The 15,081-nt window shown below is 41.3% G+C and carries 12 protein-coding genes; all 12 read right to left on the reverse strand.

The window, feature by feature from the left end; all coding sequences use genetic code 11:
• Positions 1–4: 4 nt before the first annotated feature.
• The 12 genes from ACXYSK_RS04475 to ACXYSK_RS04530 all read right to left on the reverse strand — a co-directional run bounded on the left by ACXYSK_RS04475 (position 5) and on the right by ACXYSK_RS04530 (position 15,080).
• Positions 5–352, reverse strand: a complete 348-nt coding sequence (locus ACXYSK_RS04475; protein WP_458625189.1) for a VOC family protein — start codon at positions 350–352, stop codon at positions 5–7.
• 59 nt (positions 353–411) lie between these two features.
• A complete protein-coding gene (gene spxB / locus ACXYSK_RS04480; protein WP_254726262.1) occupies positions 412–2,187 on the reverse strand; it encodes a pyruvate oxidase in 1,776 nt (591 codons plus the stop codon).
• Positions 2,188–2,406: 219 nt separating this feature from the next.
• Entirely contained in the window at positions 2,407–4,629 is a 2,223-nt protein-coding gene (locus tag ACXYSK_RS04485) for a heavy metal translocating P-type ATPase (RefSeq protein WP_458625190.1), read from the reverse strand.
• Positions 4,630–4,638: 9 nt separating this feature from the next.
• On the reverse strand, positions 4,639–5,010 hold the full coding sequence (locus ACXYSK_RS04490) for a cupredoxin domain-containing protein (protein WP_004252344.1): 372 nt from the start codon (positions 5,008–5,010) through the stop codon (positions 4,639–4,641).
• 10 nt (positions 5,011–5,020) lie between these two features.
• Positions 5,021–5,416: a CopY/TcrY family copper transport repressor gene (locus tag ACXYSK_RS04495; RefSeq protein ID WP_006150236.1), complete on the reverse strand. Its 396-nt coding sequence runs from the start codon at positions 5,414–5,416 to the stop codon at positions 5,021–5,023.
• 216 nt (positions 5,417–5,632) lie between these two features.
• Positions 5,633–6,769, reverse strand: a complete 1,137-nt coding sequence (lctO, locus tag ACXYSK_RS04500; RefSeq protein WP_458625191.1) for an L-lactate oxidase — start codon at positions 6,767–6,769, stop codon at positions 5,633–5,635.
• Between the two features lie 243 nt (positions 6,770–7,012).
• Positions 7,013–7,645 (reverse strand): orotate phosphoribosyltransferase, encoded by a 633-nt coding sequence (gene pyrE / locus ACXYSK_RS04505; RefSeq protein ID WP_458625192.1) that lies wholly within the window; start codon positions 7,643–7,645, stop codon positions 7,013–7,015.
• A gap of 39 nt (positions 7,646–7,684) precedes the next feature.
• Entirely contained in the window at positions 7,685–8,380 is a 696-nt protein-coding gene (gene pyrF, locus ACXYSK_RS04510; RefSeq protein WP_458625193.1) for an orotidine-5'-phosphate decarboxylase, read from the reverse strand.
• Between the two features lie 207 nt (positions 8,381–8,587).
• Positions 8,588–9,856 carry a cell division protein FtsQ/DivIB gene (locus ACXYSK_RS04515; RefSeq protein WP_458625194.1) on the reverse strand — a complete coding sequence of 423 codons (1,269 nt, stop codon included), beginning with the start codon at positions 9,854–9,856 and terminating at the stop codon, positions 8,588–8,590.
• Between the two features lie 9 nt (positions 9,857–9,865).
• The gene (locus tag ACXYSK_RS04520) at positions 9,866–10,924 is read right to left on the reverse strand and encodes a UDP-N-acetylglucosamine--N-acetylmuramyl-(pentapeptide) pyrophosphoryl-undecaprenol N-acetylglucosamine transferase (protein ID WP_254726270.1); all 1,059 of its coding nucleotides are present in this window, start codon (positions 10,922–10,924) and stop codon (positions 9,866–9,868) included.
• Between the two features lies 1 nt (position 10,925).
• Positions 10,926–12,278, reverse strand: a complete 1,353-nt coding sequence (gene murD, locus ACXYSK_RS04525) for a UDP-N-acetylmuramoyl-L-alanine--D-glutamate ligase (RefSeq protein ID WP_458625195.1) — start codon at positions 12,276–12,278, stop codon at positions 10,926–10,928.
• Positions 12,279–12,374: 96 nt separating this feature from the next.
• Positions 12,375–15,080, reverse strand: coding sequence for an FtsX-like permease family protein (locus ACXYSK_RS04530; protein ID WP_458625196.1), 2,706 nt, complete (start codon positions 15,078–15,080; stop codon positions 12,375–12,377).
• Between the last annotated feature and the right edge of the window lies 1 nt (position 15,081).

The raw sequence follows: 15,081 nt of genomic DNA on the forward strand, positions 1-15,081 counted from the left end.
CGTCTTATCTCATACGATAAAAATCAATCACTAGAGCAGCAGGGCCACTTACTAGCAGGGATTCGGTTCCCCAATCAGTTACAACTGGCCCATGTAAAATCTCAATCCCTAATTCTTTCACACGCTTTTGATTCTGTTCCAAATCTTCAACTTCAATGTGTAGAATGATTCCTGACTGAAAACTTTCCAAAGGAACCAAATGATTCTGAGACAACATGAGACAGTGACTGCCAATCGTGAACTGAGCAAAACTGTCGTCAACATAATCGGCTTTTTTATCCAAAATACGCTCCAAGCTAGCACAGACTTGGGGAACATCTGAAACGATAATATCTAGTTGATTTAAATTCATTTACTATCCTCCATAAAAAGACCGGATTACTCCGATCTTTTTCAGTTCCTCGAGAGGAATTATTTAATTGCGCGTGATTGCAATCCTTCTTCTTCCAAGAAGAGGCGGAATGGTACAAGCTCTTCAGCTTCGTATTTTTCCTTGAAGGCTTTGATTGCTTCTTCTGAGTGTTGTTTTGGATCCAACTCAAGTACTTCTACTGGAAGTGGACGGTGTTGTGTGATGCGGGCATCGATCACAACTGTCTTACCTTCTTTGTTCAATTTAACAGCTTCTGCAACGACTGCATCAATATCTTCGATACGGTTTACAGTGAATCCTACAGCACCTTGCGCTTCAGCGATTTTCGCATAGTCAGCATTAGGGAAGTCACAACCAAACAAGTGTTTGTTTGTGTCTTGGTATTTGTCCTTGATGAAGGCATATTCACCATTTGAGAAGACCACGTTAATAACTGGAAGGTTGTATTGAACGTTAGTGATCACGTCTGGGTAGCACATGTTGAATGCACCATCACCCATGATGTTCCATACTTGGCGATCTGGATTGTCTTTCTTAGCAGCGATACCACCAGGAAGGGCGATACCCATTGTCGCAAAGAGTGGAGATGTACGCCACATGTTCTTAGGTGTCATGTGAAGGTGACGAGTTGATGTTTGAGTAGAGTCACCGACGTCGATTGAGAAGATCGCATCTTCGTCAGCGTATTTGTTGATAGCGTTGTAAACTTGGTACAATTGAAGCGCACCCTCAGTTTTGCCTTCGAGTTTGTTCATGTAGTCGCGCCAGTTTTGGTTGTTTTTCACGTTTGCACGCCACCATGGAGTAGATTCCACTGGATTTACTTTGTCAAGGATAGCTTTAGCTGCTTGACCTGCATCTCCAAGGATTGAAGCGTCAAGGGCGTGACGTTTACCAAGTTTGTAAGGGTCGATATCCACTTGGATGAATTTTTCAGTGTTTTTGAATGCTTCGTAAACTTCAGCAAATGGGAAGTTTGAACCTAGGAAGAGAACAGTGTCTGCTTCAAAGACTACTTCGTTGGCTGGTTTCCAACCAACACGGTAAGCAGAACCTGTCAAACCTTCGTAGTCCCATTCGAAAGCTTCAAAGTTTTTACCAGTTGTGATGATTGGGGCTTTGATTTTACGTGACAATTCAGTGATCACATCACCAGCACCAACACCACCGAAACCAGCGTAGATAACTGGGCGTTCAGCATTGTTCAAAATTTCAACAGCTTTGTCGATTTCAACTTCGTTCAAAGCAGGAGCGATGAATGAACGCTCGTAAGAACCTGATCCGTAGTATGAGTTTTCGTCGATTTCTTGGAAACCGAAGTTTACTGGAATTTCAACGACAGCTGGACCTTTTTTAGAAACGGCAGCACGGCAAGCTTCGTCAATCACTTTTGGCAATTGCTCTGCATAAGCTACACGTTTGTTGTAAACAGCGATACCGTTGTACATTGGATTTTGGTTCAATTCTTGGAAGGCATCCATGTTCAATTCGTTAACTGGACGTGATCCAAGGATAGCAAGGAATGGAGTGTTATCCATAGCTGCATCGTAAACACCGTTGATCAAGTGAGTTGCACCAGGTCCACCTGAACCAACTGCAACACCGATAGATCCGCCAAATTTAGCTTGCATAACCGCTGCAAGAGCACCTGTTTCTTCGTGGCGAACTTGCAAGAAACGGATATCTTTGTCTTCAGCCAAAGCGTCCATAAGTGAGCTGAGTGTTCCTGATGGGATACCGTAGATAGTGTCTACGCCCCATGTTTTCAATACGTTAAGCATTGCTGCTGATGCAGTAATTTTCCCTTGAGTCATAATGATAACTCTCCTTCAAAATAATTTCATATATTTACAAAAAACGCTTTTATATAGTAATTGAAAACGATTCTGTAAATTTACAATCCTAATTTATCACATTTGATTTTAGATTTCTAAGTATATGCTCAGAATACTCCATTCTCTATTACAGTACAGTTTGAAAGCGGTTTGAAAATCTGTTTTAGAATAGCAAAAAAAGCGGTTAAGACCGCCTTTTTAATCGACTTTAGTAAAATTAAGCAAGAGAGAGCTGATTAGAACAGAGACTGAACTAAAGGCCATGGCCAATCCTGCAAGTTCTGGATTGAGCACTAAACCAAGTCCTGAAAAAACTCCTGCTGCAATCGGAATACCAATGAGGTTATAGATAGAAGCCCAGAAAAGATTGAGTAGAATACGATTAAAGGTCTTCTTACTCATATCAAAAGCACGTGCCAATCCTAGTAAATTGTTGGTTGTAAGGACAAGATCTGCTGATTCGATAGCAATATCTGTACCAGAGCCCATGGCAATTCCGACATCGGCTACACTGAGGGCCGGTGCATCATTGATCCCATCTCCAACAAAGGCCAATTTGCCATTCTTTTGAAGCTTGTGAATTTCATGTGCCTTTTCCTCTGGCAAGACATTTGCGATCACTTCTTCGATTCCAATTTGCTCTGCAATCGCATGCGCTACTCCAGCATTATCTCCGGTAAGCATGACCGTTCTAAGACCACGTTTTTTCAATTTAGCAATAGCTTCTCGAGCATTTTCCTTAGGGACATCCTGCAAGGCAATTAAGCCTTTTAACTGACCATCTACGGATAGGAAGACAACTGTTTTTGCTTCCTTCTCAAGCAAATCAAATCGTTCTTGATAATCATGTGGAATAGCAAGGTCAGCTAAAAGTTTAGCATTACCCAGCAAGACTTGTTTCCCATTAATAGTCCCAGTCACACCTTTTCCATGCAAGGCTTGGAAGTTTTCCACTGGGTAAAGGCTAATTCCTAGTTCAGATGCACGATTAACAATAGCTTGAGCTAGCGGGTGTTGAGATACATCTTCCAATGAAGCAGCCAAACTTAGCACTTCTCTTTCATCACCAATAACATCTGTCACTACTGGCTTCCCTTCGGTCAAGGTTCCTGTCTTATCAAAAACAATGGTTTGGACTTTTTGGATTTCCTGTAGAACTGTACCATTTTTGAGAAGAATCCCCATCTTGGCACTTCGTCCTGTTCCAACCATGAGTGCTGTCGGTGTCGCGAGTCCTAGTGCACAAGGACAGGCAATTATCAAGACAGCAACTCCGTAAAGAAGGGAAGTCACAAAGCTTTCTCCAAGCAAGACAAACCAAATCCAAAAAGTAAGAAGTCCTAAAATGACAACTGCTGGTACAAAAATCCCAGAAATCTTGTCTGTCAAATCTTGAATAGGAGCACGACTCGTTTGCGCTTTTTTCACAAAGTCCACAATCTGAGCCAGCATAGTCTCAGAACCCACTTTTTCAGCTCTAAAGATGATCGTACCACTATTATTGATAGTTGACCCAATAACAGCATCTCCAACTGATTTATCGACTGGAATACTTTCCCCAGTCACCATTGATTCATCAATACTCGTTTCACCTTCTAACACAGTCCCATCAACGGCAATTCTTTCACCTGGTCGAACGCGAATGAGATCCCCAACTTTGACCTGTTCTAGAGGTATTTGAACATAAACATCATCACGCAAAACCTCTGCTGTTTTTGCTTGTAGGTCTAATAATTTTTCGACTGCCTGCGAAGTATTTTTTCGCATTTTTTCCTCAAAAACTGCTCCCAAAAGAATGAAGAAGAGGATAAATGCAGCACTTTCAAAGTAAACGGGCAGACCAGTGAAGAGGGCAACTAAGCTATAGAAATAGGCCACTAGGGTTCCCAGAGCAACCAAGGTATCCATATTGGAATTGTGCTTTTTAAAACTAGCCCAGGCGCTTCTGATATATGGAACTCCAGCTACCAGCATAATGGGTGTTGTGGCTAAAAAGGTGCCCCAACGCATAACTTGGTGACTAATTCCTCCTGTAGACATCCCAATCATGAGAATCACAAGAGGCACAGTAAAGATACTAGTAATCCAAAAACGTTGTAAAAGACTGAGAGACTTTTTGGTTTTTTCAACAACGGTGTAGGTCCCCTTTTGCATCTTCATGCCGCATGAAAATTCATGCTCGCCTAAGTCTTGAGGCGTAAAGCGAATGACTTTTTCCTCGTCTTGAGCGATTGGTTCTAGAATCCCTTCTTCTTCGAAGAGAATCTCTTTATAACAGTTTGAAGGTGTCACACGGTGAAAGGTAATCTCAGCAGGAATCCCTTTTTGCAGTTGAATGTGGGCTGGATGGTAGCCTTTGTCTGCCGTGATACGGATTTTTTGAACACCATTTTCAAGGCTTGCTTTTACAATTTCAGTCATATCATTCTCCTATTCTACAATCATCTTACCGTGCATCATATTCATGCCACAAGAGAAACCATACTCACCTGCTTCTTCAGGAGTGATTTCAACCACATATTGGTCTCCCATAGGCAGATCAGCATGCACACCAAAGTCTGGGAAAACGATTTGGTCCAAGCAAGGTGAAGGATCTTTTCGATCAAAAATAATACGAGCTGGTTGCGATTTTTTGAGGATAATAGTTCCTGGAGTGTATCCCCCCATGACCTCCACTCGAATCTCCTGATAGCCATTTTTTTGCTGGGCTCTCTTAGCATCTTCTTGCGGTTTTTTGAAAAACCAAAAGAGGATAAAAGCAATCATTCCTAAAACAACAATAGATACAAATAGATTTAACATATCGTCTCCTTTACATACAATTACATCTTACTTCTGCCACAGAACTTGCTTTTTTCTTAGAAATGACTTCTTCCAAGCCTTCCAAGTCAGCTAGGGTAAAGTCACATTCTTCAATCAAATCAGCTAGTAAGAGCTTTATTCTGCGAGAACAAAGCTTATCTTTGATATCTTGGACAAGTAACTTCTTGCTATCTTCCTGTGTCAACAGGGCTGAATAGATAAAGGACTTGCCCTGTTTTTCCCGAGTCAAACATTCTTTCTCCACCAAACGTGCCAAGAGTGTCTGGATCGTGGATTTGGACCAGCTAAACCTTTTCTCTAATACTTTGATGAGATCAGTACTAGTCTGTTCTCCCTGCATCCAGATAATCTTCATGACCTGCCATTCTGCATCTGAAATCTGCATCAGCACACCTCCAAAATCTACATTTGTCAATTACAATTATCAGTATACTCTCAAAATCTACATTTGTCAACTAAATTTCCTAAAAATTTTAAAATAGTTTAAAATGTATTAAAATTTTTTCTTATATACTCGTTAAGTCCACTTTTTAAACTCTCTTTCATGTTTACAAAGACATAACTCAAAAACCTCCACTTGGAGTGGAGGTTTGTTTTACTACTAATACAATTTTAAATCATGTGAATCAGCTGGGAAACTTGGATCATATGGATTGTGACGAAGCTTGAATCGTTTCACATCTTCAATTGTCTGTGTTCCAGATAACTGCATAACTGTCTTCAATTCATCATTCAAATGTTCAAAGACTTGGCGTACACCAACGCTACCACCAAGGGCTAAACCATAAATGACAGGTCGTCCAATGGCTACTAAGTCAGCTCCTGAAGCCAAGGCTTTAAAGACGTGCCGACCACGACGAACACCCGAGTCAAAAACGATTGGCACACGTTTATTTACTGCTTCAGCCACTTCTTGTAGCGAGTCAAAAGCAGCAGGTCCACCATCAATTTGTCGACCACCGTGGTTGGTTACCCAAATACCTGAAGCCCCTGCATCCAGTGAGCGTTCAACGTCTTCACGGCATTGTGGCCCCTTGACATAAACAGGAAGTCCTGAGTATTCTGCTATAAACTCAACATCTCGTGGAGATAGGCGTTGTTTGGCTGATTTATAGACATAGTCCATTGACTTACCAGCACCTTGAGGTAGGTATTCTTCTACGATAGGCATGCCAACTGGGAACACAAAACCATTGCGTTTGTCTACCTCACGGTTACCTCCTACTGTCGCATCGGCAGTCAAGACAATAGCCTTATAACCTTCTGCCTTGACGCGATCCATAATGTGACGGTTAATGCCATCATCTTTACTAAAGTAGAATTGGAACCAATGAGGTGTACCTTGAAGGGCTTGAGAAATTTCTGGCAGGTCAACTGTTGAGTAGGAACTAGTTGTATAGAGTGAACCGAACTCGTGTACTCCACGCGCAGTCGCAACTTCTCCTTGCTCATTAGCTAGTTTATGGGCTGCAACAGGTGCCATAATGATTGGTGAAGATAGTTTTTCACCATCAAATTCAATCTCTGTGCTTGGATTTTCCACATCACATAAGGTCCGAGGAACAATGAGTTTGTGGTTAAAAGCTCGAATATTCTCTCTCAAAGTAAAAGTGTCCTCTGCACCACTTGCAATATACCCAAAAGAAGCTTTGGGAATAACTTGTTGGGCCATAGGCTCCAAATCATAGGTATTTATAAAATCTACAGGTCCTTCTGCATTGCTTGTTTTATATGACATCTACAGTCCTCCTTAAACGTAAACGTTTACTTTTGTTTACTAGAATAGTTTAAACCTTTTTCATGATGTTTTCAAAAATTTTGTCTGTACTTTTCATCATAAAGGTAAACAGATTAAGAACTAGAAGTTAAAGATGATACAGATTCACTCCGCCTATCTTACTCTAAACAGAGACTATGGTTATAAACCTTCCATTAAATAAAAAACTCAGGTAGTTCTAAGAATACCTGAGTGTGTATCTATTTATACATTTTGCCAATTTTCTTGGTCTTCTTTAAAGCGTTTGAGGAGAGCAAGTCCTTCTGGTGTGATGTAGCCTTCTTCTTGGGCTAGGTGGATAAGCTCACTGTAGTTTGAAAGTGTCACCAGTTTGACACCAGCATCTGCAAAGTTTTTATCTGCTTTTGGCAATTGATAGCTGAAGATAGCCACAACACCAAGAACATCTGCTCCTTCACGTTTGGCAGCAACTACGGCTTCTAAAACTGAGCCCCCAGTTGAAATCAAATCTTCAACAACGACCATTTTTTGGCCTTGGGCTACACGGCCTTCGATTTGGTTTCCAGCCCCATGGTCTTTTGGTTTGCTACGGATGTAAGCAAATGGCAGGTTCATCTTGTCAGCTATAATAGCACCATGTGGGATACCCGCAGTCGCTGTTCCTGCAATCACTTCTACCTCTGGGAATTCTGACTTGATGGCTTCTACAAAACCATTCTCAATCAAGGTACGAGTATCTGGATAAGCAAGCGTCACTCGGTTATCTGTATAAATCGGCGACTTGATACCAGATGCCCAAGTGAAGGGTTCTTCTGGTTTGAGGTAAACGGCTTGAATTTTCAATAGATGGCTAGCAATGTCTTTAGCAAGTGTCATGGTCTACTCCTTTTGTTTTTATAATCTATTTTTTTAATTTCAGTCTTGGTTCCACTCATCCTTGATAGCATGATAAGCTGCTACTGGATCCGTGGCTTGAGTGATTGGGCGTCCGACAACGATATAGTCACTACCAATATGATAAGCATCTGCTGGCGTCATGACTCGTTTTTGGTCTCCAACTGCAGCGCCTGCTGGTCGAATACCCGGTGTCAGGCAGATAAAATCTTTGCTTGTCGCCTCTTTGATGAGTTTAACTTCCTGAGCCGAGCAAACCACACCATCTAAACCGGCTTCAGCAGTTTTCTTGGCATAATGAATGACTGATTCTTGAAGACTGGTTTGGATATTTTGAAAGTCTCTCATTTGCTCTTCAGAAGTTGAAGTCAACTGGGTAACAGCAATCAATTTGGCTTCTTTTCCAAGACCTTCACGCGCAGCCTTCATCATCTCTACACCACCTGCGGCATGAACATTGGTCATGTCAACACCCAGATGAGACAAAACCTTCATGGCTGACTTAACCGTATTGGGAATATCATGGAGTTTAAGATCCAGAAAGACACTATGTCCCAAGCCTTTCAAATAAGAGACTATCTCTGGACCTGTAGCGTAATAGAGCTCCATACCAACTTTCAGATAGAGGCTCTCTTCTGCTGGAAAAAGAGCTAAAAATTGCTTGACTGCCTCAATACTTGGAAAATCAAGAGCAATAACCGGACGAGATTCGCGCATACTTTTCTCCTTTTACCTTTGTTCGCAAGAGAGTATGAAAAAAGGAACCTGCCTACAGCAAGGTTCCACGAAAAATGGGTAGAATTCACCCTTTCACCGTCTAACCTTAGCTGCCTCTCTGGACTGCTTTAAAGGTTTTTTACTATTCTATTATTTAAAGCGGTAGTTGTCAAGTAAAAACAAGTAACTGAACGAATCATCTGAAACTTAGCGACTTTGTGTGGTTTGAGTCGTCTGTGTTGTTTGATCTTGATTTCCTTGCTCAGTTTGTTTTTTCTTCTCTTCTTCCTGCTTCTTCTTTTCCTCTTCTTTGGCTTTGACTCTTTCGTCATCCAGAGCCTTATCCACTAGACTATAGCTATAGATACCGACCTCCATGTCAATACCGCTAGGCACTGTCAACTGTGGTTTTATCTTACTATAGTAAGGCAATTTTTTCCCTAGTTCTGATAGAGGAACTAAAATTTCATCTGAGTCATACATGGTAATCTTTAGAAGGTCACTAGTTGCCTTACTTGGTGCAAGTTCAATCTTCTGGATTTCTTGCTTAATTTCAGGACTAATGTCCTTTAGCTGAGAAATTAATGTTTTTATCTGTTCCTCATCGTTAAAGAGAACAGATATGTATTTTTCAGGTAGGTTAGCCGCATTAACAGCTGTTGGTTCAATACTTCCACTAGATAAGATTGGATAATAGTTATCTCCTGAAACTGAATAAGCTACAATTTCAAATTCTTTAACCTCAATAGTGAAATGAACTGGGAATTGATAAACTATCTTAGCCGATTCAATCCAGTGATCTGATTTAACCATTTCTGCATGCTTATCTTTATTTAAGAGCAAGCTAATTGTATAGTCACTATCCCGAATACCAGAAGCTTCTTTGACTTGGTCTGCAGTTGTCTGAACAGTCCCCGTAACCTCAATATGTTTCAGAGTAGACAAGGGAGTTAGAAGATAAATAGACAAGAACAAGATTAAAAAGCTTGGGACAAGGATTGTAACTGCTCGCCAGATATGGACAGATGGAATAGGAGGTTTAGGAGGTTTATTCTTAGTCTTAACTTTTTTCTCTTTCTGAACCTTTTCTTGAGCTTTTTCTTCCTCTACTTGCTCCTGGCTCTTAACGTCTTCTTGTGAATTTTTCTCTGAATCCTTCTCTTCAGTTGAAGCTTCATCACTAGTATCTGAATCCTTCTCTTCAGATTTTTCGGATTCTTGGTCCACTTCATCAGAACTTGCGGATTCCTCTTCCGCTTTTTTACTCAAATACTCTTGATTTTGTTTTTGCCATTCTGACAATTCTTGAGTATTTTCAGAAGCAGACTTTGCTGCTTGTTCTTCTTTTTCACGAGCTTCATCTTCAGCTCGTTTTGCCTCTTCTTCAGCTTTTTTTCGAAGATATTCTTGATTTCGTTTTTGCCACTCCGACAATTCCTTGCCTTGAGTGTCCTGATTCTTTTTATCCTTTGACATCAATTTTCCTTATGATAAATCTTTTTTTAGTAGCTCATAAAAATCTGCCACAGATTTTAATTCCTGAGAATTCTTCATCGTATTTTGGTAAATCTCTTTGTTAGTCAAAAGTTGATTTACTTTTTCTTCCAAAGTAGACAAGGTCAAGTCACTCTCTTGCAACTCCTCTGCATAGCCTTTCTTCACAAAATAGGCTGCATTTTCAATCTGATCTCCACGGCTGGCTTCACGACCCAGTGGCACAATGACGTGCAATTTAGCCATAGCAAGAAGTTCAAAAATAGTATTGGCACCACCACGAGTGATGACCACATCAGCCAGATTCATGAGTGGTTGATAGAGTTCCGTCGCATAGTCAACACGGTAGAGGTTTGAGCTTAGTTCATTTAAACTAGCATCCCCTGTCAGGTTGATGATATTATAGCGACTAGTCAGCTCTTCCTTGTGGTCTGTAACTAATTGGTTAAAGACACGCGCCCCAGCAGAACCTCCAACAAAGAGAAGAGTTGGTAACTTACTATCAAAATAAGTTCGAATGTCCACCATTTCTTCAGGTTCTTCCTCAACTGGACCAGAAACCTTAGTCACGGCTCCAACATGCTCTACCTTAGTGAGACTAGACGCTTGTTCAAAAGTAGAGTACATCTTGGTCGCAAACTTATAGGCGATTTTATTGGCCAAGCCCATAGAGAGGTCAGACTCGTGGATGAAGACTGGTACTCTGCATACTCGCGCTGCGATAACAGGCGGAACAGATACAAATCCACCCTTAGAAAAGAGGGCTTGTGGACGAACTCGAAGCATGATAAAGAGCGATTGAAGAATTCCAAACGCAACTTTAAAGACGTCAACCATATTTTGCCATGAGAAATAACGACGAAGTTTTCCTGTTGCAATAGAATGGAAGGTGACGTCCAAACCTGACTTGAGAATTTCATGATGCTCAATCCCGTTCTTATCACCAATATAGTGAACTTCCCAGCCATCTTCGATAAACTTAGGCATTAACAAAAGGTTGAGGGTAACGTGTCCAACCGTTCCCCCACCTGTAAATACTATTTTTTTCATATTATCCCTTTAACTCCGCTACAGTGTCGATGAAAAGATCTCCACGTACTTCAAAGTTAGCATACATATCCCAGCTTGCATTAGCAGGACTGAGGAGAACCACATCTCCTTCTTCTGCAAGTTCATAAGCCTTGCGAGTTGCATCTGCAATATCAGTTGCGTCGACATAAGCCACACCAGCCTTATCCGCTGCACGTTTGACACGTTCTGCAGATTGACCTAGAATGACCATTTTCTTAAGTCCAGTGATATCTGGCACCAATTCGTCAAACTCGTTACCACGGTCCAAACCACCAGCTATCAAGATAACCTTGCTATTGTCAAATCCAGACAAGGCTTTTTGAGTTGCTAAGATATTGGTTGACTTACTATCATTGTAGAATTTCACACCCTTGATTTCATCTACGAATTGGAGACGGTGTTTCACACCACCAAAGGCTGACAAGGTTTCCTTAATGGTTTCATTGTCAACACCACGAAGTTTAGCTACAGCAATGGTTGCAAGAGCATTTTCTACATTGTGGCTACCTGGAACACCAATCTCATCAGCTGCCATGACTTTTTCGCCACGGAAGTATAGATAACCACCTTCAAGATAAACTCCGTCAACCTTTTCTAGTGTTGAGAATGGTACTACAGTCGCATTTGTCTTTGTCGCAAGTTCTTTAGCTAATTCCTGGTTGAAGTTCAATACTAGGTAATCAGCTGCTGTCATATTACTTTGGATATTCCACTTAGCTTCAACATAAGCTTCAAAAGAACCGTGATAGTCAATATGTGTTGGCATAAGGTTGGTGATAACAGCAATTTCAGGATGGAATTCCTGGATTCCCATTAATTGGAAAGAAGAAAGTTCCATGACAAGGGTATCCTTATCTGTCGCAGTTTGGGCCACTTGACTAGCAGGATAACCTATGTTCCCTGATAAGAGGCCATTTTGCCCAGCCGCAGTCAGAACTTCTCCAATCATGGTTGTTGTCGTTGTCTTCCCATTTGAACCAGTTATACCGACGATTGGTGCTTCTGAAATCAAGTAAGCTAACTCAACTTCAGTCAATACTGGAATGCCTTTTTCTAGTGCTTTTTCAATCATCGGATTGCTATAAGGGATCCCTGGATTTTTTACCATGAGGGCAAAATCCTCATCTAATAATTCCAAAGGATGTCCACCAGTGACAACCTTGATGCCCTCTTCCAAAAGACTTTGAGCTGCCGGATTTTCCTCAAATGGTTTACCGTCATTAACCGTTACGATGGCACCTAGCTTGTCCAAGAGACGAGCTGCAGATTCACCAGATTTAGCCAAACCTAGGACTAATACTTTCTTATTTTTAAATTGATCAATTCGTTTCATTTCTAGAACTCCATTTCTACTCTTACTATTTTACCATTTTTATGAAAATAAAAAAGCCACAAAGGGCTTTCTTATTTGTTTTTTGTTATAAAAAAACTATTCTACCGACTTGAGGGCTTCTAGCATATCGACCTTTCGGAGATAGTGATTGACAAAAAAACCGAGTATGGTCAAGATGATACCAACAGCTAAAACTGGGATTAGATACACTTCCCAACCGACCTGTGGTTGAAAACGGAAGGTGCCCGGTGCAATCATCTGAATTAGAAATTGATGGAGATAAAAGCCTGATACCAAACCTACAATCATTCCAACCAGTGACAGTATGATGGTCTCCCGATAGATATAAAGGGTCACTTCTTTATTGTGAAAACCAAGAACCTTGATAGTAGAGAGTTCACGAATTCGTTCAGCAACATTGATATTGGTCAGATTATAGAGAATCACAACTGCTAGAAGTACCGATACCAGAACCAAAATTGCCATGGTTTGGTTAAGGGAACTGGCAAAACTTTCAAATAGCTGAATGGTTGAAGCATTTTGCACGACACCATTGACAGCCGCCTGCTCCATAAATTCTCTTGCAACTCTTTCAGTATTGCCTTCACTTTTATCCTTGAGTTGGACTAGATAGGTATTCATCTTAGGAGTTTGACCATAAATTTTCTCATAGGTCTCCTGATTCATATAAACAAAATGGCCTACATAATGCTCCGTGATGCCACCTACTTTAAACGTTTTTCCATCTATTGTAAAGTTTTCACCAACGGAAACTCCTGCCAACTGAGCTAATTTTTCTGTCAAGACAACTCCGTTAGATAAGTCAAGTTTTTCCCCATTTTTTTCTAAACGGACAAATGGAGCCAGGTCAGCCTTATCTGTTACCATGATGGTCACTGTCTGAATTCCAGCCTTGCCCGGATACTTCTCTTCAGTCTGCTTAGAAAAAATCAAACGGTAGTTTTCTACTTCATCACTTTTCAGTTTTTCCTCTAGCTTAGCCTTATCAGAATCAGAAGCTCGAGAATTGACAGAGAGAATCATCTGGTATTGTTGCAGATCCTTAAACTGCCTGTCGGCCACGCCAACCACAGAGGATTGAATCCCAAGTCCTGCAAAGAGGAGGGCTACTGAACCAGCAACTCCAAAAATGGTCATCAGCATGCGTTGTTTGTAACGGAAAATGTTGCGGGCTGTTACCTTCTGAGTAAAACTCAAACGTGACCAGATAAATGTTATCCGCTCCAAGAGAATTTTAGAACCCTTGACTGGTGGCTTAGGTAGTAATAATTGCGCTGCTTCTTCATGCAATTCTCTGCGAGATACAAGGTAGGCAGGTAAAGCGCTAGCTATTAAGCTTAGTCCCAGAGCCAAGCAACTATAGGTCCAATAGAAATTCTGCTGACTCTCTCCAACAATCATTCGCTCAGTGATAATATGAGAGATTGTAGGTGCCAAGACGTAATGCCCAAGCAAAATCCCTAGAAGGGTTCCAAGAGTACCAGCAACCAGACCGTAAATCACAAACTTAGCAATGATGTCTTTGCTATGGTAGCCTAGAGCTTTGAAAATACCAGCATTGGTTCTCTCCTCATCTACAAAACGAGTCATGGTGGTAAAGGTAACCATGGCTGCAACGGCATAGAGAACAACTGGAAATATATTCCCTACGGCACGAATACTCATAGCCGAGTTACTATACATGAGGTAACCTTGACCAGTAGGAGAACTCTTGCGATTGTAGACATGATAGGTTGGCGCTGTCAGAGCATTGACCTCATCCTGACTGGTCTGCCACTTATCCTTTTCGCTCGCCAGATTCGTTTCAGCTTGGCTTAGCTTTTCCTTTTCTTGCTTTAGTTGGTCTTTTGCTTCTTCTAGCTGACTAGATGCCTGACTTTTTTGTGGTTCTGGTAGTTGGCTCACTTGATTTTCTTGAGCTTGTAGACGCGTTTCGATTTCCTGTAGGCGTTTCTTGCCAGCTGTCAAGTTGGTCTCTGCCTCGTCTAGTTGTTTCTTGCCCTCATCAAGGGACTCTTGGGCGTCCTTCTTCATTTTTTCTAGCCGCGCTTGACCATTATCAGCAACTAGGTCTTTGAGAGTTGCTTCTTCTTCCTCTAGCTTCTTTTCGTAATCACTAGAGAAGGGATTGACATCTGTTAGGCTAGCAAAACGTAGGCGGGCAATCGTGTAAACAGAACTCTTAAAATTTTCTTCAGTTACGACACCATAGGCTGCTAAGTTCCCATTACCACTGGCTGAACTCCCCATATCCGATTTTGAGAAAATATCTGGAGAGTGGATGAAGCCTGTAATGGTATAACTATCCCGCTTCAATTGAGAATTGCTGCCCTTCTTTTGGCCCAACTGAATGACTTGACCAATCTGATAACGATCTTTCCAAAAGTCCGCCAAGGCCAATTCATCCTCTTGCTCAGGCAAACGCCCTTCCGTTACTTGAAATTTTGAAATCTTTTCAGTATTTGAAAAGATCCGTATGGCATCTTCACTGTTTGCCAGAGTCAAATCTGTCATATAGCCAAATTCAACATCTGCTCCCAATAGAGTTTGCAATTCTTCCTGGTCTGCCTGATCTAGACCATAATCTGCTATGATAGTCAAATCTGCCGCATTGGTATCTTTCAGATAATCCCAAGCTGTTCGCTCCATATTGGGACTGGCTACTTTGAGACCAACCACGGCTAAAGAACCTAACATCATCAGAGTTAGGATGGATAAAAACCGTCCCTTTGAACCTGTGAAAGACTGGAGCAGGTCTTTCCAATATGTCTTTCTTTTCATC

This window comes from Streptococcus sp. V919 (assembly GCF_054353475.1).